General features: G+C 63.9%; 25 protein-coding genes and 1 pseudogene. 15 read left to right on the forward strand and 11 right to left on the reverse strand.

All coding sequences use genetic code 11. The features are described 5' to 3' along the window. Positions 1 to 543 precede the first annotated feature (543 nt). The 6 genes from AC07Y4_RS04155 to gcvA all read right to left on the reverse strand — a co-directional run bounded on the left by AC07Y4_RS04155 (position 544) and on the right by gcvA (position 6,857). A complete protein-coding gene (locus tag AC07Y4_RS04155; protein ID WP_495274193.1) occupies positions 544 to 1,275 on the reverse strand; it encodes a helix-turn-helix domain-containing protein in 732 nt (243 codons plus the stop codon). A gap of 72 nt (positions 1,276 to 1,347) precedes the next feature. Next, positions 1,348 to 2,445 (reverse strand): acyl-CoA dehydrogenase family protein, encoded by a 1,098-nt coding sequence (locus AC07Y4_RS04160; protein WP_494797383.1) that lies wholly within the window; start codon positions 2,443 to 2,445, stop codon positions 1,348 to 1,350. Between the two features lie 8 nt (positions 2,446 to 2,453). Continuing rightward, on the reverse strand, positions 2,454 to 3,635 hold the full coding sequence (locus tag AC07Y4_RS04165) for an acyl-CoA dehydrogenase family protein (protein WP_494797382.1): 1,182 nt from the start codon (positions 3,633 to 3,635) through the stop codon (positions 2,454 to 2,456). 58 nt (positions 3,636 to 3,693) lie between these two features. Beyond that, on the reverse strand, positions 3,694 to 4,437 hold the full coding sequence (locus AC07Y4_RS04170; RefSeq protein ID WP_494797381.1) for an enoyl-CoA hydratase-related protein: 744 nt from the start codon (positions 4,435 to 4,437) through the stop codon (positions 3,694 to 3,696). Positions 4,438 to 4,522: 85 nt separating this feature from the next. After that, on the reverse strand, positions 4,523 to 5,506 hold the full coding sequence (locus AC07Y4_RS04175; RefSeq protein ID WP_494797380.1) for a Bug family tripartite tricarboxylate transporter substrate binding protein: 984 nt from the start codon (positions 5,504 to 5,506) through the stop codon (positions 4,523 to 4,525). A 457-nt stretch (positions 5,507 to 5,963) separates the two neighbouring features. Next, positions 5,964 to 6,857 carry a transcriptional regulator GcvA gene (gene gcvA, locus AC07Y4_RS04180; RefSeq protein ID WP_494797379.1) on the reverse strand — a complete coding sequence of 298 codons (894 nt, stop codon included), beginning with the start codon at positions 6,855 to 6,857 and terminating at the stop codon, positions 5,964 to 5,966. A 102-nt stretch (positions 6,858 to 6,959) separates the two neighbouring features. Here gcvA and AC07Y4_RS04185 point away from each other — a divergent pair, with 102 nt between their 5' ends. The 4 genes and pseudogenes from AC07Y4_RS04185 to AC07Y4_RS04200 all read left to right on the forward strand — a co-directional run bounded on the left by AC07Y4_RS04185 (position 6,960) and on the right by AC07Y4_RS04200 (position 11,479). After that, positions 6,960 to 8,174 (forward strand): CaiB/BaiF CoA transferase family protein, encoded by a 1,215-nt coding sequence (locus tag AC07Y4_RS04185; RefSeq protein WP_494797378.1) that lies wholly within the window; start codon positions 6,960 to 6,962, stop codon positions 8,172 to 8,174. Then, positions 8,171 to 9,295: pseudogene (locus AC07Y4_RS04190) on the forward strand (acyl-CoA dehydrogenase family protein); the annotation flags it as partial. The gene AC07Y4_RS04185 and the pseudogene AC07Y4_RS04190, both read left to right, overlap by 4 nt. Positions 9,296 to 9,391: 96 nt before the next feature. Beyond that, a complete protein-coding gene (acuI, locus tag AC07Y4_RS04195; protein WP_494797476.1) occupies positions 9,392 to 10,378 on the forward strand; it encodes an acrylyl-CoA reductase (NADPH) in 987 nt (328 codons plus the stop codon). A 132-nt stretch (positions 10,379 to 10,510) separates the two neighbouring features. Then, on the forward strand, positions 10,511 to 11,479 hold the full coding sequence (locus AC07Y4_RS04200; protein WP_494797377.1) for a tripartite tricarboxylate transporter substrate binding protein: 969 nt from the start codon (positions 10,511 to 10,513) through the stop codon (positions 11,477 to 11,479). Positions 11,480 to 11,522: 43 nt separating this feature from the next. Here the strand turns inward: AC07Y4_RS04200 and AC07Y4_RS04205 are convergent, their stop codons facing one another. After that, a complete protein-coding gene (locus AC07Y4_RS04205) occupies positions 11,523 to 12,323 on the reverse strand; it encodes an IclR family transcriptional regulator domain-containing protein (protein ID WP_494797376.1) in 801 nt (266 codons plus the stop codon). Between the two features lie 124 nt (positions 12,324 to 12,447). On the opposite strand from AC07Y4_RS04205, the gene AC07Y4_RS04210 reads away from it, so the two are divergent. The 8 genes from AC07Y4_RS04210 (at position 12,448) to AC07Y4_RS04245 (ending at position 19,749) form a co-directional block, all read left to right on the forward strand. Next, entirely contained in the window at positions 12,448 to 13,476 is a 1,029-nt protein-coding gene (locus tag AC07Y4_RS04210) for a Bug family tripartite tricarboxylate transporter substrate binding protein (RefSeq protein WP_494797375.1), read from the forward strand. Positions 13,477 to 13,558: 82 nt separating this feature from the next. Next, positions 13,559 to 14,419 (forward strand): VOC family protein, encoded by an 861-nt coding sequence (locus tag AC07Y4_RS04215; RefSeq protein WP_494797374.1) that lies wholly within the window; start codon positions 13,559 to 13,561, stop codon positions 14,417 to 14,419. A 1-nt stretch (position 14,420) separates the two neighbouring features. Continuing rightward, positions 14,421 to 15,845 carry an aldehyde dehydrogenase family protein gene (locus AC07Y4_RS04220; RefSeq protein ID WP_494797373.1) on the forward strand — a complete coding sequence of 475 codons (1,425 nt, stop codon included), beginning with the start codon at positions 14,421 to 14,423 and terminating at the stop codon, positions 15,843 to 15,845. Positions 15,846 to 15,862: 17 nt separating this feature from the next. Further along, the gene (locus tag AC07Y4_RS04225) at positions 15,863 to 17,128 is read left to right on the forward strand and encodes a CaiB/BaiF CoA transferase family protein (RefSeq protein ID WP_494797372.1); all 1,266 of its coding nucleotides are present in this window, start codon (positions 15,863 to 15,865) and stop codon (positions 17,126 to 17,128) included. Continuing rightward, complete coding sequence (locus AC07Y4_RS04230; RefSeq protein ID WP_494797371.1) at positions 17,128 to 17,277, forward strand: hypothetical protein; 150 nt, start codon at positions 17,128 to 17,130, stop codon at positions 17,275 to 17,277. The genes AC07Y4_RS04225 and AC07Y4_RS04230 overlap by 1 nt, the downstream gene beginning before the upstream one ends. Next, on the forward strand, positions 17,274 to 18,023 hold the full coding sequence (locus AC07Y4_RS04235; protein ID WP_494797370.1) for an enoyl-CoA hydratase/isomerase family protein: 750 nt from the start codon (positions 17,274 to 17,276) through the stop codon (positions 18,021 to 18,023). The genes AC07Y4_RS04230 and AC07Y4_RS04235 overlap by 4 nt, the downstream gene beginning before the upstream one ends. A 41-nt stretch (positions 18,024 to 18,064) precedes the next feature. Further along, positions 18,065 to 18,814 carry an electron transfer flavoprotein subunit beta/FixA family protein gene (locus tag AC07Y4_RS04240; RefSeq protein ID WP_494797369.1) on the forward strand — a complete coding sequence of 250 codons (750 nt, stop codon included), beginning with the start codon at positions 18,065 to 18,067 and terminating at the stop codon, positions 18,812 to 18,814. A 2-nt stretch (positions 18,815 to 18,816) separates the two neighbouring features. Then, a complete protein-coding gene (locus AC07Y4_RS04245; protein WP_494797368.1) occupies positions 18,817 to 19,749 on the forward strand; it encodes an electron transfer flavoprotein subunit alpha/FixB family protein in 933 nt (310 codons plus the stop codon). A 130-nt stretch (positions 19,750 to 19,879) separates the two neighbouring features. On the opposite strand, the gene AC07Y4_RS04250 is transcribed toward AC07Y4_RS04245, so the two are convergent. The 4 genes from AC07Y4_RS04250 to AC07Y4_RS04265 are packed head-to-tail and all read right to left on the reverse strand — an operon-like array spanning position 19,880 to position 23,772. After that, positions 19,880 to 20,440, reverse strand: a complete 561-nt coding sequence (locus tag AC07Y4_RS04250) for a tripartite tricarboxylate transporter substrate-binding protein (protein WP_494797367.1) — start codon at positions 20,438 to 20,440, stop codon at positions 19,880 to 19,882. Between the two features lie 5 nt (positions 20,441 to 20,445). After that, positions 20,446 to 20,862, reverse strand: coding sequence for a Bug family tripartite tricarboxylate transporter substrate binding protein (locus AC07Y4_RS04255; protein ID WP_494797366.1), 417 nt, complete (start codon positions 20,860 to 20,862; stop codon positions 20,446 to 20,448). Positions 20,863 to 20,917: 55 nt separating this feature from the next. After that, entirely contained in the window at positions 20,918 to 22,165 is a 1,248-nt protein-coding gene (locus AC07Y4_RS04260; protein ID WP_494797365.1) for a CaiB/BaiF CoA transferase family protein, read from the reverse strand. A gap of 2 nt (positions 22,166 to 22,167) precedes the next feature. Beyond that, positions 22,168 to 23,772, reverse strand: a complete 1,605-nt coding sequence (locus AC07Y4_RS04265) for an FAD-binding oxidoreductase (RefSeq protein WP_494797364.1) — start codon at positions 23,770 to 23,772, stop codon at positions 22,168 to 22,170. Positions 23,773 to 23,918: 146 nt separating this feature from the next. Between AC07Y4_RS04265 and AC07Y4_RS04270 the strand changes: the two genes are divergently transcribed. The 3 genes from AC07Y4_RS04270 (at position 23,919) to AC07Y4_RS04280 (ending at position 26,013) form a co-directional block, all read left to right on the forward strand. Continuing rightward, the gene (locus AC07Y4_RS04270) at positions 23,919 to 24,626 is read left to right on the forward strand and encodes a LysR family transcriptional regulator (protein WP_494797363.1); all 708 of its coding nucleotides are present in this window, start codon (positions 23,919 to 23,921) and stop codon (positions 24,624 to 24,626) included. 110 nt (positions 24,627 to 24,736) lie between these two features. Beyond that, positions 24,737 to 25,192, forward strand: coding sequence for a hypothetical protein (locus AC07Y4_RS04275; protein WP_494797362.1), 456 nt, complete (start codon positions 24,737 to 24,739; stop codon positions 25,190 to 25,192). Then, positions 25,135 to 26,013, forward strand: a complete 879-nt coding sequence (locus AC07Y4_RS04280; RefSeq protein WP_494797361.1) for a helix-turn-helix transcriptional regulator — start codon at positions 25,135 to 25,137, stop codon at positions 26,011 to 26,013. The genes AC07Y4_RS04275 and AC07Y4_RS04280 overlap by 58 nt, the downstream gene beginning before the upstream one ends. The last annotated feature ends 69 nt before the right edge of the window (positions 26,014 to 26,082 follow it).

Here is a 26,082-nt window from a genome sequence, read left to right on the forward strand (position 1 = left end):
GCAGCGATATGTCGTCGCGACTCAAGACCTGCGCATCACGGACGCGCACGAAATAGGTGCTTCGGGGGCACGCCGTAGCTGTTGCCGCGCTTCACCATACCGATCGCCACCCGCGCATCGATCGATTTAGCGACGCTGTCATGCGTGGACCATTGAACCGATCGCGAGGACACTTCATCAATCCATGCGGCTAATCGAAGTTCTCATAGCTTCGTATCGTCGGCGCATGAGCACGTCGAATCCCCTCGATCGCAGCGTTGGAGACACTGTCTTGCCCGAGCGGGCCAGATGGACGGTGAGAGGCGTCTGCGTGTCACCCGCCGGGGCCTGCGGAACAGCGGACGCTTTGAACCACTCGACGTGGAGGGTTGACGGTGACCGGGCCCGACGATGTGGCCGGCCCACTCGCACGGCGCGGAGCAGCGGTTGCGCGCGGCTGCCGCCAGGCAAGTGCTGCTGGCCCGGGCCAGCCGCTCGACGTAGCCATTGAAGGAGGGCTGGCATGGACATGAGGTGAGGCAGCGCAACATACTTACATTGCGCTCAAATAGGGCCGATATCAAGGATGTGCCCAATCCTGTGTGCCTCTTCGTGCAAACGGGCGACGGCTTCTTGCACTCTGCGATCGTCAGCGAACTCTTCCGATTCGGCGGAAACGCCCAATGCGAGGGTGCGCCCCAGAGCACTAGGCATCCGAACGGCCAACGAAGTTTGAGATCCATTGGGGTAGTGCAAGATTGCAAAAGTCTCTTGGATCGGTATAGATAGAGCATTGGCCAGCGCGCTTTCGGCCGGCAGTATGCTGCCCACGCGCAAATTCGCCACATGCAGCCGCCTGCGCTCGGCAGGCGCCAGTGCACGAGCAATGATCAGAACCCCGCTATCGCAGGATTCCCCGATATTTGAAGTTCCAGAGAATGCATCTGCCAGCGACTGCACGGTGGTCTGCACCGTCTCCGATATTCCCGAACTTTCCAGCGCGGCGAAACCGATCTCCAGCACCCTGCTCGTCAATCGCCATTGGCTCTCGTGCCGAGCAACATAGCCCTCCTCCTCCAGAGTAAGCAGGAATCTCAGAACCGTTGCATGAGGAAGAGCGGTTGCCTTACATAACTCCGAGAGCGATGGACGCGCATGGCCCCGGAAGGCCCTCAGCAAGGCGAGGCATCGTTGGATAGACCGGTTGGTTTTCATCGGTTTGGAATAGAAGCGCTGTCGGATACCAATTTTAGGAGCGCGCCGCAGCGCCGACGTCCTCGGCAGACGTCGGCGCATGCGATGTCGTCCTTATGGGAGCAACGTCCTGACTATTCCGCTCCGCTCGCCCCGTGCTTCCGGGGCGCTGCCTCACTGACAGGTAGCGGATATCTGGCCCAGATGGTAGGCGGTGTCGCCAAAGGTCATCTCCAGCTGCGTCAGGCGCTTGAAATAGTGGCTCACCACGCACTCGTCCGTCATGCCGATGCCGCCATGCAACTGGACCCCCTGCTGGCCGATGAATCGCATGGAGTTGCCCAGCTGGTACTTGGCGCGCGAGACGGCAAAGTGTCGCTCCTCGGGCGAGTCGTTGAGCTTCAAGGTGGCCAGATAGCTCATGGACCGTGCCAGTTCAAGCTGTGTCTTCATATCGGCGACCCGGTGCCGAAGCGCCTGGAAGCTGGCCAATGGCACACCGAACTGCTTGCGCACGTTGAGATATGCCAGGACTTCGGCAAGCATCGCCTCCATCACGCCGACGCCTTGCGCGCATATGCATGCGATCCCTAGATCCACGGCCGCCTGCAGCGCCCGATATCCGTCCTCGGTGATGAGATGCCCCGTGGCGTCATGGAGCGCAAGATGGGCGACGCGGGCGCCATCCAGGGTCCTGTAGCTGTCGAGGGCAACGCCGGGGTCGTTCCGATCAACCCAGAAAAGCGCCATGCCTTGCGCCGTGCGGCCGGGAACGATGAAGGCATCTGCTTCGTCTCCGGCTGCCACCAGGGACTTATGCCCCTCCAAGCGCCAATGCGTTCCTGTTTCGTCTGGCGTGGCGGTGGTCGTGCACGACGAAAGCTCGTATCTCGCGCCAGGCTCTTGGTAGGCCAGTACGGCGAGGCTGGAGCCTGAAGCGATATTTTCCCGCCAGATGGCCGCCTGCGGCGCCGTGGACTGGGCCAATACCCAACTGCACAGGAAGGCATGCATCAAGGGCTCCAGCACGATGCCGCGCCCCACCTCCTCCATCACGACCATCATCTCGACCGGCCCCAGCCCCATTCCCCCGTCTTCTTCTCCAAAAAGAAGCGCGGGAAGCCCAAGCGCCGCGAGTTCGGCGTAGACCTCCTTAGAGAAGCCAGTCGATCTTTCGATTTGCCGCCGCCGCTCGAACGTATAGCTGCGCCGCACCCAGTTGCCGACGGCCTCGCGCAATTGATCCTGTTCGGATGAAAAATCAAAATCCATGGTTGTTCCTAACCCAGCAAGGCCTGGGCGATGATGTTGCGTTGAATTTCGTTGGAGCCGCCGTAGATGGTCGTCTTGCGCAGATTGAAGTACGTCCCGGCCAGCGGCGCGTGGGTGCGGTCGCCCTCGGGATAGCTTCCGGCCCAATCGATATCCAACGCTTCCTCGATAATGGGCAGCGCGGAAGGGCCTGCCGCCAGCATCATCAGTTCGCTGTATCTTTGCTGGATTTCACTGCCCCGGATCTTGAGCAGGCCTGCAATGTCTAGCGCTTTCTTGCCGGACCTTTCTGCAGAGAGAACCCGCAGCACCAGGATTTCCAGCGCCTGTATCTCCACCTCCAATTTTGTGATTTCATCGCGAAACCGGAAGTCATCTAGCAGATTCTGTTTTCTAGCGATGCGCCTGAGCCGTCCCAGTTCGCGCTTTGCCCTTGCAACCTCGGCAATGTTCGAACGCTCATGCGCAAGCAGATGCTTGGCATAGGTCCAGCCGTGGTTTTCTTCCCCGACCAAATTTTCCACGGGGACTTCGACGTTGTCGAACCAGACCTCATTGACCTCGAAGTCGCCATCCAACAGTTTGATGGGGCGCACGGTCACGCCGGGCGACTTCATGTCGATGAGCAGGAAGCTGATGCCGCTTTGCGGCTTTCCGTCGAATTTCGTGCGGACCAGACAGAAAATCCACTCGCCATACTGGGCCAGCGTCGTCCATATTTTCTGTCCATTGACGATATAAACGTCACCCTTGCGTTCGGCCCTGGTTTTCAGCGATGCGAGATCCGAGCCGGAGCCCGGCTCGCTGTATCCCTGGCTCCACCATACTTCGCCCGACGCGATGCCCGGCAGAAATCGCGCCTGCTGCGCCCGGTTGCCGAAAGCCATGATCACCGGAGCCACCATGACCGGACCATAGGGAATCAGGCGGGGCGCCCCGGCCAACGCACATTCCTCTTCGAAGAGATGCCGCTCGATAATGCTCCAGCCCGGGCCGCCAAATTCCTCGGGCCAGCGGTAGGTCAGCCACCCCTTCTTGCCAAGGATCTTGTGCCAGCCTTGCATGTCCTCGCGGGACAGGCGCCATCCATTGTGAACCTTCTCGGCCGTCGAGGCCGGCAGATTTTCTCGGATCCACAGCCGGACTTCTTCACGAAATTTTTCCTCTTGTTCGGTATATTCGAGGTTCATTGTTTAATTCCAATCATGATGCTTTTCTTCACGAATCGGCCCCGGCGAGCCCCGGGGTTCAACGTCGGCTCGATTTGTTGAGAAATGATTTGAAAATGGCTTGCGTGGCTTCGCTATTGATCAGTTTGGCGAAATTTCGCACCTCGTCGTCGAGTGCGGCTTGAACCGCGGCTTTGTCGCCCCGCGCCAGCATATTCTTGGTGGTGCGCAGTGATACACCCGGCAGCTGGCTCAGTTTTTTCGCGGTCGCACGCGCCATGTCGAGAGCCTGCCCCTGAGGCGCGGCGGCAGTCAGAAGGCCCGCGGCGAGCGCCTCGTCGCAGTCGAAAAAGCGAGCACTCATGAGCCAGTCGCGTGCCTTTCTCGGCCCCACTACACGCTCCAGCAAATGACTCGATGCGCCTTCGGGGCAAAGGCCAAGTTCCACGAATGGCATCCGAAATCTGGAACTTTGGCCGGCATAGACAAAATCGCAATGCAGCAGCATGGTCGTGCCAATCCCTACAGCAAAGCCCTCAACCGCAGCAACGACGGGGATTTCGATGCTGGCCAATTTGCGCAGAAACACCACGGCAGGTGAATCTCCTTCGCCTCGCTTTTCCTGAAAATCTCCTATGTCCGCGCCTACCGTGAAATGGTCGCCTTCCCCATGAATAATGATTGCATTGCATTCCGCTGTTTTTTGAATTTCATCCAATGCATCTGCAAGCTGCTGGTACATGGCTCGGCTGAGCGCATTGCGCTTTTCGGGGCGGGAGATCTTCAATTCCAAGACCCCATTTTCAAACTTCTTGTCAATCACTGCGTTTCCTATCAATCCGTGCGCGAGCGGTTTTTCAATCCTGACCGCTTGCTTGTGTGGAATTATTTGTTTGCTGATTTGACCGTTATCCGATGGAGATATTGGCGGACTTGATGAGCTTTCTCCATTTTTCGGTTTCCGTAGCGATGAAGCGTGCAAATGCTTCAGGATCCGCGCCGGAAACAATGCCGCCCATTTCCTCCAGTTTTACTGTTATTTCTGGCATGGCGAGTATTGCGCGTATTTCGGCATGGAGTTTTTCGATAATGAACTTTGGCGTGCCGGTACGCAGCATGACGCCGAACCACCCCGTAATCGCGTAATCGGGGATACCTGCTTCCACCATCGTCGGCACATTGGGGAGCATGGGGGAGCGTTTGGAACTGGTGACGGCCAGCGCTCGCAATTTGCCCGTCTTGACGAGTTGAAGCGCGGAAGGCAGGTTGTCGAACATCATGGGCACATGGCCCGCCATGGTGTCGTTGAGCCCTGGCGCACTGCCCTTGTAAGCGACGTGGGTCAAGCGCATTTTGGCCTTTGCCGCGAACAGCTCGCCGGCCAGATGCAGCGATGTGCCAGCACCGGGCGTCGCATAACTCAAGGGCGCATTTTGGCGGGTGCTATAGGCAATCAGGTCCTGCACCGATTTGATCGGTAGCGCTGGATTGATCACCAGCACATTGGGCACTTCCAGGAGCAGGGTCACCGGGGCCAGATCCTTGATTGGATCGAAGGAAAGATTGGGATACAGCGAGGGGTTTACCGAGATGGGACCAATATTGCCCATGAGCATGGTGTAGCCGTTGGCTTGCTGTTTCGCCACGTGGTCCGTGCCGATGTTGCCGCCCGCACCAGGCTTGTTTTCGATCACGATTGGCTGCCCCAAGCGCTCGCCGAGTTTTATGGCAATGACCCTGGCCAGCATGTCGGTGGTGCCCCCTGGAGGGTATGGCACGACCCATTTGATGGGTTGGCTCGGCCAGTTGTCGGCATGCGAAACCAAATGATGCAGCGCTGGCAGGGCAAGAGCCGAGCGAAGCACAGAGCGACGTGAAGCAACGTACGTCATATGTCTCCTGAATGGTGATGAGTTTCCAGTTAAGTTCACTAGATGAACACTCAATTCATCGAGTGAACATGATCATCATTCGGGCACACTCATATGTCAAGAGTGGAAAGCCCCGAGTCGGCATAGGAAGTGTCTTCGTCAGCAAAGCAAAGGAGCCGCCGGCCCACGCACGAGCCTGCTTGGATTGAGGCATGAGTAGTGCCATCCGAATGCGGGGTGCCAATATGCTGCCCCCGAATGAGGGCGGAGCCTTCGTGTGTTCCAGACGAACCGGAGGGCGGACGGCTAAATCCCAGCCGCGAAGGTCTTGGCGGCACCGGGGGAGAGAAGGATCACTGCTGACGTGTCGTCATCGTGACTAGGATCTGGACTGCGCGGCCAGTGACGGGCTTCCTGTTCGCGATTCGGTTCGCCATGTGCGAGCGCAGTGTGCGGAGGGCGTGCGCGAGCACACAGCTCACCGGCCTTCGTCGAAGCGCGAGCCCTGCTCCAGCAGCCATTCGCAGAAAGTCTTAACCACCGGATCGTGCTGGCGCTCGGTGCGCGTGATGACGAAATAGCCGGGGGTGGTGAGCACCTTGTCGCCGAACGGCGCCACGAGCTGCCCCGAGGCCAGGTCGGGCGCGACCAGCGGCGAATAGCCCATGGCCACGCCGATGCCGTCGATGGCCGCCTGCAGGCAGAAGTACAGGTGCTCCAACTCCAGCGACTGCGCGGGCACCACACGGCTGTGGTGCGCGATGGCCAGCCAGTCGTCCCAGGCCGTGCGCCGCGCCGGGCAGTGCAGGATGGTGTGCTGCGCCAGGTCGGCGATGCGCGTGAGCGGCACGCGCTCGAGCAGCGACGGCGCACACACGGGAAATGCCGTTTCCGACAACACGCGTACCTTGTGCAGACCCGTGACCTCATGCGGCTCGCGGCGGATCACCACGTCAATGTTCGCGGGCAGGCGGCTCATGGGCTCAAGCCCGGTGGAGATTTGCACCTCGATGTGCGGGTACAGCGCCCGGAACTGGGCTAGCCGCGGGAACAGCCAGCGCATGGTGAAGGTGGGCAGCGCGTTCACACGCAGCACCTCGTGTGTGCTGATGCGCCGTGACGCAGCCGCAATGGCCGCCAGCGCCGGACTGATCGAGTCCAGGTACAGCCGCCCCTGATCGGTCAGCGCCACCGACTTGCCCTGGCGCAGGAACAGCGGCACGCCCAGCCAGCCTTCCAGAGCCTTGATCTGGTGGCTTACCGCGCCATGCGTGACCGACAGCTCGTCCGCCGCCTTCGAGAAGCTCAGCAGCCGGCCCGCCGCTTCGAAGGCGCGGATCGATCCCAGTGGGGGCAGGCGGCGCAAGGCCATGATGTGAGGTTTTCTAACAAGAAAGGGCAGTTTATATCGTTTGATACCTCAGTTTGCCGGTGATGGAATGTGAGCGTTACTCAATTTTGGAGATCCCAACGCATGCTTTCTCAAAAACGCATCCTCGACCTGAGTTGGGTGCTCGGCGGCCCCTTTGCGGGCCAATTGCTGGCGCAGTTGGGCGCCGAGGTCATCAAGGTGGAAGCACTGGATGGCGACTTGGCGCGCCGCGTGCCGCCGGTGTCCGACACGCAGGACTCGCCCTTCTTCCTGTCCGTCAACCGGGGCAAGCGCAGCATCGCGCTGGAACTGAAGTCGCCTGGCGGCCGGCTGGCGCTGCATGACTTGGTGCGCGAGGCAGACGCCGTGATCTACGGCTTTGCGCCCGCCGTGCCTGCTCGGTTGGGGCTGGACTTCGCCAGCCTGAGCGCCATCAACTCGCGCATCGTGGTCGCGCAGATCATCGGCCTGCACGACGAGGGCGAGTGGGCCAACGCGCCCGCGTTCGACCTGATGCTGCAGGCCCTGTCCGGCGTGATGAGCATCACCGGCGAAGAGGGCGGCAAGCCCGTGCGTGTGGGCTACCAAGTGGCCGATCTCGCGGGCGGACTGTACCTGGCGCTGGCCACGGTTGCGGCGCTGGTCAAGGCCCTGGGCACCAGGCGCGGTGAGCATGTGCAGGTCTCGCTTTACGACGCGCAGATCGCCATGCTCACCTGGCAGGCCCAGGGCTGGCTCAGTGGCGGCCCGGTGCCGCGCGCGACCGGAGCTCGGCACGGCATGATCGCGCCCAGCGACACCTATCTCGCGGCCGACGGCAAATGGATTGCGCTGGCGCCCACCGGTGAGGCGTTCTGGCGCAAGCTGTGCGATACGCTGGGCCGCCCAGCGCTGGCCGACGATCCGCGCTTTCATGACGCGGCCGCGCGCATCGCCAATATCCAGGCGTTGACGGCCGAGTTGGGCGCACTGGTCGCCACGCGGCCGTCCGCAGAATGGCTGGCGCTGTTTGCCGAGGCGCGCGTGCCGGCTTCACCGGTGCTCGGCGTAGATGAGGCGCTGCGCCACCCGCTGACGCGGGCGCGCCAGATGGTCGAGGATGTGCCGCGCCCCGGGGCGAATACGGGCGTGGAAATGATCGGCAATCCCTTCAAGTACTGCGGCACGCCGGTGCTGGACTATCCGCCCGCGCTGGCCGCCGACACTGCCGAGGTGCTGCAGCGCGTGGCCGGCTACACGCCCGCGCGCATTGCCGAGCTGGCCCAGGCCGGCGCCATACGTGTGTCCGGCAAGCCGGGCAGGGAGGCTTGGGCATGAGCACCCGCGACGCCCTCATCGAATCGCTGCCGTCCGAGGCCGCACCGGTGCTGGCCGCGCTGCGCCGCTTTGCCCAGACTAAGGTTGCGCCGCTGGCCGGCACCGGCCAGTGGGCGGGCCCCGCCATCCGCGACGCCTGTGTGCAGGGGCTGGCGGGCCTGGAAGTCCCCAAGGCCCTGGGCGGCCTGGGGCTGCCCTATACCGTGCGGGCTGCGGCGGTCGAGGCACTGGCGCGCGTGGACTTTGCGTTTGCATTTGCCTTCATCAACCACCATAACGCCATCCTGCGCATTGCCGAGAGCGCTGGCGCCGAGGCCCGGGCGCGCTACATCCCTGGCATGCTGCGCGGCGAGCTGATCGGCTGCACCGCCATGTCGGAGGCCGGCGCGGGCAGCGACTTCACGGCCATTGGCATGGCCGCGCGCAAGGTCGACGGCGGCTGGCGGCTCACGGGCGGCAAGCAGTGGATCGCCAATTCCGTGGGGGCCGAGGTGGCGCTGGTCTTTGCGCAGACCGATGCGCAGCTCGGCCCCGCGGGCATTGCCTGCTTCATCGTGCGGCTGGATGGGCCGGATTGCCGGCGCGTGGTCGATCAACCCTTGGATGGCCTGGAGTTGGCGGGCATCGCCGGCTTCGAGCTGCACGACAGTTTCGTGCCCGACAGCGACGTGCTCTACCCGCCCGGCCATGGCTTCAAGCTGGCGATGACGGGCGTGAACAAGGCGCGCGTGCATATCGCGGCCATGGCCTGCGGCCTGCTGCACAGCGCGCTGCAACAGGCCACGGCCTACTGCAGCGCACGAATGGTAGCGGGCCAGCCGGTGCTGAACCAGCAGGGCCTGCGCTGGTCGCTGGTCGATGTCTCGCTGGTGCACGACGCGCTGCGCCTGCTGACTCAGCGCGCCGCCGCGCTGATCGAGGCGCGCGCCGACGAGGCCGTGGAGGCCGCCGCCGCCGCCAAGCTCTACGCCGGCAACGAGAGCCTGGCTGCCATCGGGCAATGCATCCAGGCGCTGGGTGCACGCGGCATGACCGAGAGCCGGGGCCTGACTCGCAGCCTGCTCGCGGCCAAGGCGCTGTGCCTAGCCGATGGTGCGAGCGAAGTCATGCGCGAGCGCCTGGGCGCCTCGCTGGTGCAGCGCTATGCGCGTGACTGGCGCGATGACGTCCGCGCCGCGTCCGCTTCATCCCCATCTTCCAACCCCACTGCAACCGCCATGTTCCCCACCCTTTATTTGACTCGCTCCGACAGCGGCGCCACCCAGGCTGAGCTGCGTTCGCTGGCCATCGACGACCTGCCCGAAGGCGAAGTGCTGGTGCGCGTGAGCCACTCCACGCTGAACTACAAGGACGCGCTGGCCATCACCGGCAAGTCGCCCGTGGTGCGCAGCTTTCCCATGGTGCCGGGCATCGACTTCGTGGGCTCGGTGGAACGCAGCAGCGACCCGCGCTTTGTGCCCGGCGATGCCGTGGTGCTCAACGGCTGGGGCACGGGCGAGACGCGCTGGGGGGGGCTGACCGGCTACGCCACCACGCGCGCCGACTGGCTGGTGGCGCTGCCCGCGGGCATGACGGCACAGCAGGCCATGTCGATCGGCACGGCAGGCTACAGCGCCATGCTGTGCGTGATGGCGCTCGAAGCCCATGGCGCGCAGCCCGACGCGGGGCCAGTGCTGGTCACCGGCGCCAACGGCGGCGTGGGCAGCATCGCCATCGCGCTGCTGTCGCGGCTGGGCTATGCGGTGACGGCCTCCACCGGCCGGCCTGAGGAGGCCGCCCACCTGCAGTCGCTGGGCGCCAGCGGCATCATCGACCGCGCCGCGCTCTCCGGCCCCGGCAAGGCGCTGCAAAAGGAGAATTGGGCCGCCGCTATCGACGCCGTGGGCAGTCACACGCTGGCCAATGTGCTGGCCAGCATGCGCTACGGCGGCGTGGTGGCCGCCTGCGGACTGGCCCAGGGTATGGACCTGCCCGCCAGTGTGGCGCCCTTCATCCTGCGCGGCGTCACCCTCGCCGGGGTGGACAGCGTGTACGCCCCGCAGGCGCGCCGCCGCACGGCCTGGCAGCGCCTGGCTGCCGAGTTGCCCACCGAAGTCATTGCGCGCAACACCCGCGTGGTCGGGCTGGCCGAGGCGCTGGCCCTGGCGCCAGAGTTGCTCGCTGGCCGTGTGCGCGGGCGCGTAGTGGTCGATGTGAACCGCTGAGCCATGCCGCAATAAACATAACTGCTGGCGCTTATCACCATTGATTCTTGAAATGGAAAGCACCTGAAAACCTTTGGTAGTGAGCGCAAGAAGCTCACTTTTGATAACGAGAGATCCCAGCAACCAAATACCATGCAACACCAGACCTTTGTGCGCAGCCTGCTAGGCTGCGCCATCGCCACGTTCGCGCTCGGCGTCCAGGCACAGGGCAGCTACCCCAGCAAGCCCGTGCGGCTTATCGTGCCATTTCCGCCCGGCGGCTCGGTGGATTACGTGGCGCGCACCATCTCGCAGAAGTTCGCCGAGCACCTGGGCCAGAGCGTGGTGGTCGATAACCGCGGTGGCGCCTCCGGCACCATCGGCACCTACGAGGCCGCGCGTGCCGCGCCCGACGGCTACACGCTGCTGCTGGTGTTCGACTCGCACGCCGTCAATGCCAGCCTCTACGGCATCAAGTACGACACCTTCCATTCCTTCGACTACGTGAGCCTGATCGGCACCATGCCCATGGCGCTGGTCACATCCAAGAAATCGGGACTGACATCGCTGCAGGCCGTGATCGACACCGCCAAGGCGCAGCCCGGCAAGCTCAACTACGGTTCGTCGGGCGTAGGCGGCTCCAACCACCTCAACCCCGTGGCCTTCGCGCGCCAGGCCGGCGCTCAACTCACCCACGTGCCCTACAAGGGCGGCGGGCCCATGCTCACCGCGCTGCTGGGCGGCGAAGTGGACCTGGTCATCGGCAGCCTGCCCACCGTCGTCAACTACATCAAGGCCGGCCAGGTCAACGCGGTAGCCATCGGCAGCCCCGAGCCCGTGGTCCAGTTGCCCGGCGTGCCCACCATCGGCTCGGTCGTGCCAGGCTACACGGCGCAGTCGTGGATAGGCATGATGGTGCCCAAGGGTGTGCCGCGCCCGGTGTTCGAGCACATCCAGTCCGCGCTGCGCAAGACATTGGCCCAGCCGGCCGTCAAGGGCAGGATGGAGGCCGACGGTTTTCGCATCGTTAACAGCAGCCCGGCCGAGTTCGAAGACCAGGTGCGGCGCGAGTCCAGGCGGTGGGCTGAGATCATCCGAGCTGAACACATCCGGGTGGAGTGACCGCATGCAGCGCCTGATCTCCGAACAGGGCCTCCCTGCGCACTCAGAGCCCGCCCAGTCGCGCGGCGACTTCCTGCATGCGGTCCAGATAGCGCGGCTTCATCTCATGCGGCGCCGTGTAGCGCGGGCTGACGGTCACGCTCAGCGCAAGTTGTGCCGCGAATCCCTGCATCTTGACAGGCACCGCAATGCCCACCAGATCCAGTTCCACCTCCTGGTTGACGACCGCGAAACCGTCTTTTCGCACTTGGGTAAGAATGTCGCGCAGCGCGGCCTCTTCCGTCACTGTATGCGGCGTGATCCGCGGACGGGGCACCTGCACGAAATACTCGTCCAGCTCAGTCGCGCCCAGATGGGCAAGCAGCACCCGACCCAGCGACGTGCAGTGCGCCGGCAATCGGCTACCCATGCCCAGCGAGCGCTGCATCAGCCGGCGGCTTTGCGAACGCACCAGGTAGACCACGTCGCTCCAGTTGAGCATGGCCAGCGCGCAATTGGTGTGCACCGCATCGCCCAGCTCATCCAGCAAAGGCTGAGCACGCTGCACCAGATCGATGGACGAGAAGTAGGCGTGGCCAAGGTTCAGCACGCTCGCATCCAGCACGTACTTGGTGCCGTCGCGTCGCACCAAGTCCACGCATTCCAGCGTGTGTATGCAGCGACGCACGACCGCGCGGTCCAGCCCGGTGCGCCGCGCGATTTCCGCGCCGGAAGACGGACTTTTTCGCTCCGAGAACGCAAGCAGCACCTGCAATCCTCGGGCCAGTGAGAGCATGAAGTCGGGATCGCCCCGATGCTTCTGCGCTACTTGCTCCATGTTGTTGAAGGCTGCGGAATCCGCCATTGCTTGGCCTTATTTTTTCAAACGGGTTACGTGCGATGTTCGCACACATTCGTCAAAAGCCATGTCCCGCGCTGCCGCTTGCTGCCCAAGAATGAGCCTATTCAAAAAGCAACAGGAGACACACATGCGGATTCAAACTGGCCGTGTTCCTATTTCGCGCCGACGTTTGAGGCAGATGGCCTTGGTGTCGGTTGCCATGGCCCTAGGGGGTACGTCGCTTGGTGTGCAGGCACAACCCGAGAGCGAAGCCGCCTGGCCTCATAAAGCGATCACGCTGGTGCTGGGCTATCCACCGGGCGGCATCAACGACGTGATCGCCCGTAAGCTCGCCGCGGAGCTGCAGGGGGAGCTGAAGGTGCCGATGATTGTGGACAACCGCGCAGGCGCGAATGGCTCCATCGCCGCGAGTTACGTGGCCAAGGCCAAGCCGGATGGCTACACGGTCATGTTCGGTGCGATCGGGCAAGTCAGCGTCAACCGTTTCCTGCTCAAGAAAATGCCCTATTCACCGGGTGACCTCATTGCCGTGGGCAAGGTGGCCGATGGCGCCAACGTGCTGGTGGTGAACGCAGACAAGTCCAGGAACTATTCCAATCTCGCCAAGCTCATCGAAGAAGCCAAGAGAAAGCCCGGGCAGTTGAACTACGGCTCGTTCGGCGCGGGCTCATCGCCGCACCTTTCCGCGGCGCTGTTCGCCCAGCAGGCCGCCATTCAGGTCACCCATGTGCCTTACAAGGGCAGCGCTCCAGCGATGACGGACCTGCTCGGCGGAAATCTGGACTTCATGTTCGACAGCATCAACACGGCATTGCCGCATATCAAGTCCGGAAGGATCGTGCCGCTGGCGGTGACGAAGGCGCAGCGTTCTCATGCGCTACCGAACGTGCCAACGTTTGTCGAAAGCGGATTGCCCAACGTCGAGGTGGCATCCTGGTTCGGGCTGCATCTGCCCAAGGGAACGCCCGGGCCCATCGTCAACCAGCTAAATGCCGCGCTGCGCAAGGTGCAGGCCAAGCCTGATTTCGTCGAGTATTTCAGGGCGCAGAACATCGACATCACACCCAGCACGCCTCGGGAATATGGCGACTTCATTGCGCGCGAAGACCGGCGCTGGGGCGCCTTGATCAAAGAACTGGATATCCAGATTGATTGAGTCCCCACGAACGTGGGAATCCTTTATTCCGCCGCATCGTGCGTCATGGCCGCTGCGTGCGCCTTTTCAGAAAGCCTGCCTCATGCTTGATTACGTAGACCGAATTCTGGTTGCCGTGCGTTCACTGGACGCCGCGCAAAGCAACTACTCCAATATCCTGGCCGCGCGCCGGATCGAAGATTTTGACAGCACGTGGCTGAACGCCCGCGTGCGCCGCATGCAACTGGGCGCCACGCAGGTCGAGCTGTGCGAGCCACGCGGCGAGGGCGTCGTCCACAAGCACCTGGAGCAGTGGGGCGAGGGGCTCATGTATGGTGGCGTCTCCACGCCGGACCTGGAGGCGTTCACCCGGCATCTGGCGGCCCACCAAGTGCGGTTCACGGCGGCCGACGGACGCCTGTACCTCGAACCCTCGGACCTGCACAACATGCCGCTGGTGGTCAGCACAACCGCCCGGAATGCGCGCGGCGAGGGGCCGATCGAGTTTCTCTACGAGTTGACGATGGTGCTCAACTCGCCTTGGCAGGACGTGGCCGCGCGCTACGCGGACGGCCTGGGCCTGCAGCCGGAGCGCAACGTGGGCATCACCTTCGAGCGCTTCGGCTATGTGGGAACGCTCATGATGTTCGATCCGGACCGTCTGGACCGCATCGAGCTTTCCGAGGCACACGATCCGGCGTTCCCCATGGGCCGCTTCTCGGCCAAGCGCGGCGACGCGCTGTACATGTGCTACGTGCAGACCGATGACCTGGCCGATGTCATCGCGCGGCTCGAAAAGCACGGGCAGCGCTACACGCGCCGCACCCAGACGCCCGTGGAGCGCGATGGCCTCTGGATCCATCCAAGTGCACTAAACGGCGTGTTGCTGGGGGTGTCGCGCCATTCGCTGGCCTGGCAATGGTCGGGCGGCCCCGACCGCGTGCAGGCATTGGAGGAACTGTGAAATGACCCATCTCTACGACCGCCAATACATCGCCGGCGCCTGGTGTGCCACGCAGGGCAAAGAATTTGTTGAGGTGTTCGACCCCAACTCCGGCGCGCTGGCCGCGAGGGTCGGCATGGGACACGAGGACGACGCACTGCGCGCGGCGCAGGCCGCCCGCGCGGCCTTTGCGGGCTGGAGCGCGATGCCGTTGCCGGAGCGCGTACGCATCGTCCAAAAATGGGCACAGGCACTGGCCACCCGCAAGGATCGACTGGTGCGCGCGATCGCGGCCGAAGTAGGCACGCCGTTGAAGATCTCGCAGATCGTCCAGGTCGAGTCTCCGCTGTGCAATATCGGCAGTTTCGTGGACACCGTGCAGTCGCTGACATGGGAGACGATGGTGGGCAATTCGCGCATCGCGCGCGAGCCCTTTGGCGTCATCGCCTGCATCACGCCCTGGAACTTTCCACTGCACCAGATCGTGCTCAAGCTCGCGCCCGCCCTGCTTACGGGCAACACCGTAGTGCTCAAGCCGAGCGAGCTGACGCCGCAAACCACGCAGTTGATCTGCGAAGCGCTGCACGAAGCTGGCTTTCCCGACGGCGTCGTGAACGTGGTGAACGGTACGGGCCCAATGGTCGGTGCACCGCTGGCGGCCAGCGAAGCGGTGGACGTGTTGAGCTTCACCGGCTCGACGCAGGCTGGCAAGGCCGTGACCGCACTGGCGGCGCAGACCGTCAAGAAAGTGACCACTGAGCTGGGAGGCAAGTCGCCGAGCGTGGTGCTGCCGAGCGCTGATCTTGCGCGTGCAGTGAAGGCGACGATGGCCTCCTGCATGCTCAACAATGGCCAGACCTGCAGCGCATTGACGCGCCTGCTGGTTCCGGCCGATCTGGCGCAGCAAGCCTGTGCGTTGGTGGCGCAGGAAATCGCCAAGCTGACAGTGGGCAGCAGCCTGTCCGAAGGTAGCCGTGTCGGACCGCTGATTTCGCAGCGTCAGCAAGCCAGCGTCCAGGCGCTGTTGCACGAAGGCGAGCGGCAGGGGGCCCAGCGCATTGCCGAGGCCAGCGCCGTGCCGGAACAAGGTTTTTTTGTCGCGCCCAGGGCATACGCGGTCGACGAAGACAACGCGCTGGCGCGCCAGGAGGTCTTCGGTCCGGTGCTGAGCATCCTCACCTATTCGGACGTAGACGATGCCGTGCGCCTTGCCAACGCCACGGCCTATGGACTGGCCGCCGCGGTCTGGGGCGAGGAACAGCAGGCGATGGCCGTGGCACGCCGCATCCAAGCTGGGCAGGTAGACATCAACGGCGCGCGCTTCAATGCGCTGGCTCCTTTCGGCGGCTACAAGCAAAGCGGCGTTGGCCGCGAGGGCGGACTCTTCGGTGTGGAAGAGTTCCTGCAAGTCAAGTCCATTCAGATCAACCTGCCTAGCGGGAACTGAAAGTGGGAGCCGAAACGATGAAACCGCAAGCCTTGGGAAACATCCGTGTACTGGACTTGACGCGTGTGCTGGCCGGACCCTGGTGCACGCAGACACTGGCCGACATGGGCGCCGATGTCATCAAGATCGAACACCCGGCGCGTGGCGACGACACCCGGCATTGGGGTCCGCCGTATTTCCGCACGACGGACGGCCGCGAAACCCCTGACGCGACCTACTTCGCCTCCGCCAACCGCAACAAGCGCTCGGTGGGCGTGGATATCGCCAGCCGCGAAGGCGCGGACCTGATCCGCGCCCTGGCCGCGCAGTGCGACGTGTTCGTCGAGAACTTCAAGGTCGGCGACCTGGCTCGTTATGGCCTCGACTACGAAAGCATCCGCGCCCTCAATCCCGCTATCGTGTACTGCTCCATCACCGGCTATGGCCAGACGGGCCCTTATGCCGACCGCCCTGGCTATGACTTCGTATTCCAGGCCGAAGGGGGCTTGATGAGCATTACCGGTGAGCGCGACGATCTGCCGGGCGGCGGCCCCCAGAAGGTAGGCATTGCCATGGCCGACCTGACCACCGGGCTGTACGCGAGCATTGCGATTCTCGCGGCACTAAACCACCGCAACGCAACGGGCGAAGGGCAATACATCGATATGGCGCTACTCGATTGCGTGACGGCGCTTGCCTCCAACCAGGGGGCGTTCCACCTCGTCAACGACCTGGATCCACGCCGCTGGGGCAATGCGCATCCGACGCTGGTGCCGTATCAGGTCTTCGACACCTCGGACGGAAAGATCGTGATCGCTGTGGGCAACGACGAGCAATGGCGGCGCTTTTGCCAGGCGCTGGGCAGCCAGGAGCTGGAGACAGACCCCGCTTATGCCCGCATGTCCGGCCGCATCCTGCACCGCGATGCCCTGCTGCCGCGTGTGCAGGCCATCATGGCAAAGTTGCCGTGCGAGCACTGGCTCAAGGAATTTTCGGATCGCGGCGTGCCCAATGGTCGTATCAACAGCTATCGCGAAACCTTCCAGCATCCGCAAGTCATCCATCGCCAACTGGCGGTCGACGTCGGTAGTGACAACGGCGAAGGCTATATGCGCGGCATCGCCAACCCGATCAAGTTCAGCGCTACGCCCGTGCAGTACAAGCGGGCGCCCAGCGCCCTGGGTCACCACACGCGTGAAGTGCTGGAGCAGGTGCTCGGTCTCAACTCCCAGTGCATCGAGAAACTGGCGTCCAAGAACATCATCAGCGCCGTGGCGCGGAGCTCGCAACAGGAGGCTGCGTGATGTGTTCTGAATGGAAGCATACCGTCCGTGCGGCCCTGGAGTGGCTGATCATCAGCATGGGCTATCCGCTTCTGCTGCATGTCGAGGTGGCATACGCCATGGCGCAGATGCGGCAGGCAGCGGCCACACGGGCGGAGCTTTCAGGATGACAGTGGCCGCCCCTCGCATCGATGTGCGCTCCATCGGCCGGGTGCGCGTCATCACGCTGGACCGCGCGACCAAGCGCAATGCGCTGGACGAAGCCGCGGTGCAGGCTCTTGAACGGGCATGGCGGGACTTCGCGTCATCCGATGACCGCGTGGCGGTATTGCGTGCCAATGGTCCGGTCTTCACGGCGGGGCTCGACATGAAGGCCGCGCCGGCCCAGTTCTGGCGCGCCATACCCGAGCTCGGCGTGCCGGTGGGCAAGCCGATCATTGCCGTGGTGGATGGCCCCGTCATCGCAGCGGGCGTGACACTGGTTACCTTCTGCGACCTCTGCATCGCGACGGATCGCAGCACCTTTGTTTACCCCGAGGCGCGGATGGGCAACGCGGCAGGCTTGGTGGCGTCGATCATTGCGCGCATACCGCACAAGATCGCCATGGAGCTGATGCTGCTCGGCCGGCCCGTATCGGTGCAGCGCGCCTATGAAGCGGGCTTCGTCAACCGCCTGTGTGTGCCCGGTGAGGAAATGGCCGTGGCCATGGAGATGGCGCACGACATGGCGGACTCGTCACCGACAGTCATGCGCTTTCTCAAACGCATGGCGCAGGAGACGCTAGCACGCAGCCCCGTGGAGGCGATGGTTTGCACGCAAATGCTGGCGCAGGACGTGGCCGGCAGCGCTGATGCGGCGGAAGGCGTCGCGGCGCGGCGCGAGCGCAGGGCTGCGCGGTTTACGGGACTTTCTTAAGCGTTGGCGCATCAAATACTTCGAAAATCACAGGAATCGAAATGAAACTTCTCGTCCCCGTCAAGCGCGTGGTGGACTACAACGTGAAGGTGCGCGTCAAGAGCGACGGCACCGGGGTGGACATTGCCAACGTCAAGATGAGCATGAACCCCTTCGACGAGATCGCTGTCGAAGAAGCGGTGCGGCTGAAGGAAAAGGGCCTCGTGACCGAAGTCATCGCCGTGTCCTGCGGTGATGCCAAATGCCAGGAAACCCTGCGCACCGCGATGGCCATCGGCGCCGACCGCGGCATCCTGGTCGAGACCACCGAAGAGCTGCAGCCGCTGGCCGTGGCCAAGCTGCTCAAGGCGCTGGTCGACAAGGAACAGCCCCAGCTGATCATCCTCGGCAAGCAGGCCATCGATGACGACGCCAATCAGACCGGCCAGATGCTGGCTGCTTTGGCCGACCTGCCGCAAGCCACCTTCGCCTCGAAGGTCGACCTGGCAGCCGACAAGGTCACCGTCGCGCGCGAAGTCGACGGCGGCATGGAAACGCTGACGCTCACGCTGCCCGCGGTCATCACGACCGACCTGCGCCTGAACGAGCCGCGCTACGTGACGCTGCCCAACATCATGAAGGCCAAGAAGAAGCAGCTCGATGTCTTCAAGCCTGAAGACCTGGGCGTGGACGTGAAGCCGCGCCTCAAGACCCTGAAGGTCAGCGAGCCGCCGAAGCGCGGTGCCGGCATCAAGGTGCCTGACGTTGCAACGCTGGTGGACAAACTGAAGAACGAAGCGAAGGTGATCTGAACATGACCGCACTTGTTATTGCCGAACACGACCACGCCAGCATCAAGCCGGCCACCCTCAACACCGTGACCGCAGCCCTGGCTTGCGGTGGCGACGTCCACATCCTCGTGGCCGGTGCCAATGCAGCAGAAGCCGCTAAGGCCGCCGCGCAGATCGCTGGCGTGTCCAAGGTGATCGCTGCCGACAGCGCTTCGCTGGCAGAGAACCTCGCCGAGAACGTCGCAGCCCAAGTGCTGGCCATCGCCGGCAACTACAGCCACATCCTGTTCCCCTCGACCGCCAACGGCAAGAACGTCGCACCGCGCGTGGCCGCCAAGCTGGACGTGGCGCAGATCAGCGACATCACTTTGGTTGTCAGCCCCGACACGTTCGAGCGTCCGATCTACGCTGGCAACGCGATCGCCACCGTGCAGAGCACCGACGCCACCAAGGTGATCACCGTGCGCACGACCGGCTTCGATGCCGCAGCCGCCACGGGTGGCAGCGCAGCGATCGAAACCGCTGAAGGCGTTGCAGACAGCGGCAAGAGCAGCTTCGTCGGCCGTGAAGTCACGAAGAGCGAGCGTCCTGAACTGACGGCAGCCAAGATCATCGTCGCGGGTGGCCGTGCCCTGGGCAGCGCAGAGAAGTTCACCGAAGTGATGGCCCCGCTGGCCGACAAGCTGAACGCCGGCCTCGGCGCCAGCCGCGCCGCCGTCGACGCGGGCTACGCCCCGAACGACTGGCAAGTGGGCCAGACCGGCAAGATCGTCGCGCCGCAGCTGTACATCGCAGCCGGCATCTCGGGTGCCATCCAGCACTTGGCCGGCATGAAGGATTCGAAGGTCATCGTCGCGATCAACAAGGACGAAGAAGCCCCGATCTTCTCGGTGGCCGACTACGGCCTCGTGGCCGACCTGTTCACGGCCGTGCCGGAGCTGGTCGACACGCTCTAACACCACTGCCCTTTTACGGGTGCTTCGAATGGCGTCCTGGGTGCGCTTTAGCGACTCGGGTCAGAAGCGGCGTGCCTGGCTTCACGTGCCGCGGCTGGCACGATGCGTGACTTCCGTCCAGCGCATGGGCTCACTCGAGTCGGACCTTGGCGGCTTCCGCCACACGCTTCCATTTGGACAGCTCCGAGCGTAAGAAAGTACCGAAGGCCTCGGGAGTGCCTCCCATGACTTCAGCCCCTTGTGCCGACAGCTTGGTGCGGATGTCGGGCATCTGCAGCGCCCTGTTGGTCTCGGTATTGATCCGAGCGACGATGGGTGCGGACGTGCCCGCTGGCACCATGAGGCCTCCCCAGGAAACCGCCTCAAAGCCGCTGGTGCCGAGCGCTTCGTCTACTGTTGGTACGTCAGGCAACGAAGGGATGCGCGACTGGCTCGTGACGGCGAGCGCGCGCAGTTTGCCGCTCTTGACGTGGGGAACGCCTGCAAGTGCCGTGGGAAGGGCGACCGTAACCTGGTTGCTCATCAGGTCTGTCAGCGCGGGCGCGTCGCCCTTGTAGGGGACGTGCAGCATCTTGGTGCCCGTCGTCATGGCCAAGAGCTCGCCGGCCAAGTGGCTACCGGAGCCATTGCCAGCGGAGCCGAAGCTGACTTGGCCCGGCTTTTCCCGAGCAAGAGCGATGAATTGCGCCAAGCTCGTCAGAGGCGAGCCACGGCCGCTACGATCAACAGCGGGACCTTCGTCGTGAGGATCACCGGAGCGAAGTCTTTGGCGGTATCGTAGGGAAGCCGGGCGTAGACGGCTGGGTTGATGGCGTTTGGGCCGAGGTTTGCCATCAGGACGGTGTAGCCGTCGGCCGCAGACTTGGCCACGAGTTCGTTGGCGATGATGCCGTTGGCGCCGGGGCGGTTCTCGACGATGACGGAAGCGTTCAGGGCCAGCCCCAACTGGTGGCCCAGCAGGCGGGCTGTGACGTCCGAGGCGCCGCCTGGCGGATATGGCAGAACGATGCGGACTGCTTGCGCCGGCCAGTCCTTGGCGATTGCAGCGCCTGCGCCGACCAGCGCGCCGATGCATAGAAGTGTGGTCAAGGCCCGGCGAATAGAGTGCGTCATGGAAAGTCTCCTTTGTAGTGAGTAGCCGTCGGGGAACTAGCGCTGTTCGCGGGCTTCAGACGATGCCCTGGTGCTGCAGGGCCGAGATCTGGGCCACAGTCCAGCCCAAGTCTTGGGCCAGCACCTCAGCGGTGTGTTCGCCTAGGACGGGGGGCGGGCGTCGGTAGGCGATGCGGGTGCGTGAGAACTTGATTGGATTGGCGATCTGCGGGGCCTCTGCGCCGCTGGCGTGCGGCAGCGAGAACACCATGCCGCGTGCTTGGACGTGTGCGTCTGCCAAGGCCTGGGGAATGCTCTGGATCGGTCCACATGGCACGCCGGCCTCCTCGAGCCGGGCCAACCAGTGGTCGCGGCTCTGGCCGGCGAATAGTGCAGCCAGCAGAGAGATGAGCTGGGCTCGGTGCTCCAGCCGCTGTGTGTTGGTGGCGAAGCGCGACTCGGCGGCAAGCGCCGCGTTGCCCAGCGTCCGGCACAGCGCGGCGAACTGACGGTCGTTGCCAACCGCGACGATCAGTTCCCCGTCCCGCGCGGCAAATGCCTGGTAGGGCGCGAGGTTGGGGTGTGCGTTGCCCCAGCGCTTGGGAGTGTGGCCCGACACCAAATAATTGGCCGCCTGGTTGGCAAGCCACGCCACCTGAGTATCCAGCAGGCTCATGTCAATGCACTGGCCTTGGCCGCTGCCGACGCGCTCGAGCAGGGCGCTCAGGATGGCAGTGGAAGCGTACATGCCGGTCATCAAGTCTGCGATCGGGACTCCACACTTCTGTGCTCCGCCGCCGGGTTGGTCGTCGCTCTGCCCGGTGATGCTCATCAGGCCGCCCATTGCCTGGATCACGAAGTCGTAGCCCGCGCGGTGGCTGTATGGGCCTGTCTGGCCGAATCCGGTGATCGAGCAATAGACCAGCCGCGGATTGAGCTCGCTCAGCGCCGTATGGTCCAGTCCATATCGTTTCATGTCGCCGATCTTGTAGTTCTCCACGAAGACATCCGCGTTCCGAGCCAGCGCACGCACGATGTCCTGCCCCTCGCTCGTGCCGATGTCGACGGTGATCGACCGCTTGCCGCGATTGGCCGCCAGGAAATAGGCCGATTCGACCGTCGGTGTCCCATCCTCCCGTGCCAGGAATGGCGGACCCCAACTCCGGGTGTCGTCGCCGCTGACGGGGCGTTCGATCTTGATCACGTCCGCCCCCAGATCCGCCAGCAACTGGGTGCTCCACGGTCCCGCGAGGATGCGGCTGAGATCGAGAACCCGGATTCCGGACAGAGGGGCTGCGGTGGTGTGAGTCTTGGATTCCGTCATGGTCAACTCGGGTCGAAAAGTACACCCGGATTCAGGATCTGCTTCGGGTCAAAGGCCTGCTTTGCGGCTCGCAGCGCGGTGCAGAACAGCTCGGGCCGCTCCTTGTCGTACCAGGGACGGTGATCGCGTCCGAGTGCGTGGTGGTGGGTGACCGTGCCGCCCGCGTCGACCATGGCCTGCTCGGCGACGCGCTTGATCGCCATGTACTGCTCCGGCAGCCGTGCCTTGTCGCCGTAGGCGAACCAGGTGAAGTAGGGCGCCGGGCCGTCCGGGTAAAGGTGGGTAAAGCGGCAAGTGACCGAGCCGGGCCGGCCAGTGACATCGCGGATTGCGCGATGGGTTTCTGCCTTGACATGGGCGTGCAGCGCTGCGAAGCCGCTCCAGGGAATGGCCGTCTCCATGGTCTCGCGCATCACCCCGCGCGCGATGGCGTATTCGCGCATGAAGGGACCGCGCAGAAACTTGTTGCGCCAGTTGGCCGTGTCGGAATCGGAGCCGGCCTTCTCACCGTCCAATGCTTTCGCGTCCCATTCGCCAGCGCAGGCGGCGCAGATCTCCAGCGCACGGCCCATCCAGGCGTCGACCGGGTGGTCGGCCGACTCGAAACCGAGAACCAGGATGTCGTAGCTACCGTCGCTGGACTCGGTGTAGGCGGCTTCCTCACGCTCGATCAGGCGGGCGTTGGCAGGGTTCAGGCCGGACTGGGACAACTGGCGCGCGGCTTCCACGGCGTCCTCGTAGCGCTTGAAGCGCACGGTCGTCATCTTGCGAAAGACGGGGCGTCGGTGCAGCCGGACCCACGCTTCGGTGATGATGCCCAGCGCACCCTCGGAGCCGAGGAAGAGCCGATCCGGGTTGGGGCCCGAGCCCGACACCGGGAAGCGGCGCGAGGCGATGTTGCCTGCCGGCGTGACCACCTTGAGGCTCTGCACATGGTCGTCGATCTGCGTGTACGCCGTAGCGAAATGACCTGCGGCCCGGGTCGCGATCCAACCGCCCAGTGAGGAGAACTCCCAAGCCTGCAGGAAAAAGCGCAGGGTTAGACCAGTGGGCTTGAGCTGGCGTTCGAGGCTTGGGCCGAGCACGCCGGCCTGGATGCGCGCCGACTGCGAGGTCTCGTCCACCTCCAGTACCTGATCGAAATGCTTCATGTCGATACTGACCACGCCGCGGTAGCGGTCGCTGTCGGGTGGATTGACGCCGCCGACCACACTGGTGCCACCGCCATAGGGAACGACGGCCAGGTTGTGCGATCCGCACCAGTCGTAGAGGTTGACTATGTCCTCCTCCGTGCGCGGATAGGCGATCACGTCTGGCGGGTTGCGGAACTCGCCTCGCAGCGCACGGGCTACATCGACCGTGCCGGCCCCGTAGGTGTGATACAGGCGGTCGTAGTGCCCCGTCGTGCAGATCGCAGCCAGGCTCGCCGGCGGCTGCATGCGCGGCGCGCGCAGTGCGATGTCCTCCTCGCGCGGAAACGGTGTGGCCTCGAAGTGCTCGACGCCGAGCAGCCGGCTCCAGGCGCGCTCGAAAGTCTCGATCTCTTTCTCGGGCACGGTGTCCCCCTCGTATCCCCAGCCATAAAACTTGCGGCGGCGTTCCTGCATATACGTGTCTCCTTGCGTTGTGGTGGCTGCACACACCGGTGTGCAGATACAAGCCGATTGGAGCGACTGCTGCCGAAATATGGAAATGATGAATATCGTCCTTTAGCATGGATGGCATCGATCAATGAATTGCCGGAGACGACTCAATGGAACTGAGGCACCTGCGCTATTTCGTGGCCCTGGCCGAGTGCCTTCACTTCACCAGGGCAGCCGAGCGGGTGCATGTGACGCAATCCACTTTGTCGCACCAGATCCGCCAACTCGAAGACGAGATCGGCCATCGTCTGTTCGAGCGCGTGGGCAAGCGCGTGCTGATCACTGAGGAAGGGGAGTTGTTCCTGGGCTATGCCGCCAAGGCCTTGAAGGAGGTCGACCAGGGGATAGGCGCATTGAAGGCGTCCGCCAGTGGACTCACGGGAAGCCTGCGCATCGGCGCGACTCACACGTTCAACATCGGATTCATCCCCGAATGCGTGGCTTCCTTGCTGGTGCGGCATCCCACTGTCAACGTGACCGTCAATGAACTCACGGTCGATGAGATCGGTGCTTACCTTATCGAAGGGAAGGTCGACATGGGTATTTCCTACCGCGCACGCACTTCGGAAGGGTTGCGGTTCGAGCCCCTGTACAACGAGCAGATGGTGCTGGCAGTCTCTCCGGCGCATCCGCTGGCTGGGCGAAAGCGACTGCGACTGGTGGAACTGCACCGCCAGCCGGTGGTTTTGCTGCCCGAGACGTTTGCCACACGCGCGATGTTGGATGAATGCTTTCGGGCCTGCGGAGCAGAGCCGCTTGTCGTTTCGCCGTCACCTGACGGTCTGATGCTCGTGCGCGATTGCCCGCCCCCGCGCTAAGCCAGTTTCCTCGCAGCCGCCACGAGGCTTCTCGGCTGCTCCTGCATCCACTGGGCCAGTGATCGCCCGAGCTTCCGTTCTGGCTGACCAACCAGCTGGGCGTCTACACCGTGGTGCACTTCCTGCCGTCCATCGTCGCCGCTGGTGGGCCGGGGCTGAGTTCCCTGCAGGTCGGTCTGCTGATTGCGATCCCGTGGATCTGCGCCGCGATCGGGGCCATCGTGATCCCGCGGCTCGCGGAACGAGACCTCAAGCCCAAGCGATGGATGCTGATCTCAACCGCCGGCATGTTCGTCGGGCTGCTCATTGCGGTCTTCGGCTCGCCTTGGGTCGCGTTCGGGGGCTACTGCCTCGTCGAACTGTGCTTCATCGCCCCGCAGCCGCTCTACTTTGCCCATGTTGGCTCGCGCTTGCAGGGGGCCATGCTGGCGGCGGGGCTGACAGCGGTCAATACCTGCCGACAACGAGCGACGTGGGTCTGCCGGACCACACCATTCTGGGCTATCGCATGCTGGCGCGCCTTGCCTTCGACGGTGGCGACGTGGACGAATGCTTCCGTCTGCTGATCGAACTCGAGGGGATCGGCCACCAGCGCCTGCTGCCGCGCGTGGTGGCGAGCGCGCACCTGGAGCGCGCTCGCGTGCAACTGCTGCAGGGGCGCGCGGATTCAGCGCGGGTCGAACTGGAGCGTGCTGACAACGGCGCCGTGTGGCCCAACGCATCGCAGTTCCGCCTGCTGGGCAACGACGTCGACGACCTCACGCTGGGACGCTTGCGCTGGGACGCGGTGACCGGCGACGCGCGCCACGCCGCACTGCGGCTTGCACGGGAGGCGGCTGACGCGGTGGGTGCGCAGCGCCATCGGCGCGCCGTGGCTTGCCGACTGCTGCATGCCATCGCGCTGATACGCTGCGAAGGTGTGGAGTCGGCCCTGAGCCTGCTGGCCCAGACGCTGCGCCGCTGTGCCAGCCAGGGCTTCATGCGGCTGGTGCTCGACGAAGGGCCGAGCATGGCGATGCTGATCGGACAACTGGCGACCTCGTTGAAGACCGAGGATCCAAACGATGCGCTGGTGCGCTATGTCGGAACCCTCGTGAAGGCCTTCGGGTTGAATTCGGCTGAGACAGCTCCGGAGCATGACGTGGTGACCACAGATGGGGCTGCGGCGGTAATGCCGATGCCGGCGCTGCTCGATCCGCTGACGCAGAAGGAACTTCTGATCCTGCGGCTCCTGGCCGACGGCTACTCCAACAGCGCGATCTCCGAGAAGCTGTTCATATCGGACAGCACCGTGCGGACCCACCTGCGCAACATCAACAGCAAGCTGTCGGTGGGAAGCCGCTCGCAGGCGGTCAGCGCGGCGCGGCGGCTGGGTCTGGTGCGCTGAGCCGGCCGACGGCCCAACCTATCGCGACCTCGCCGAGATCGGTGGACGCGAGATGGAGACGGCGGATGT

This window comes from Variovorax sp. GW460-12-1-14-LB1 (assembly GCF_059423605.1).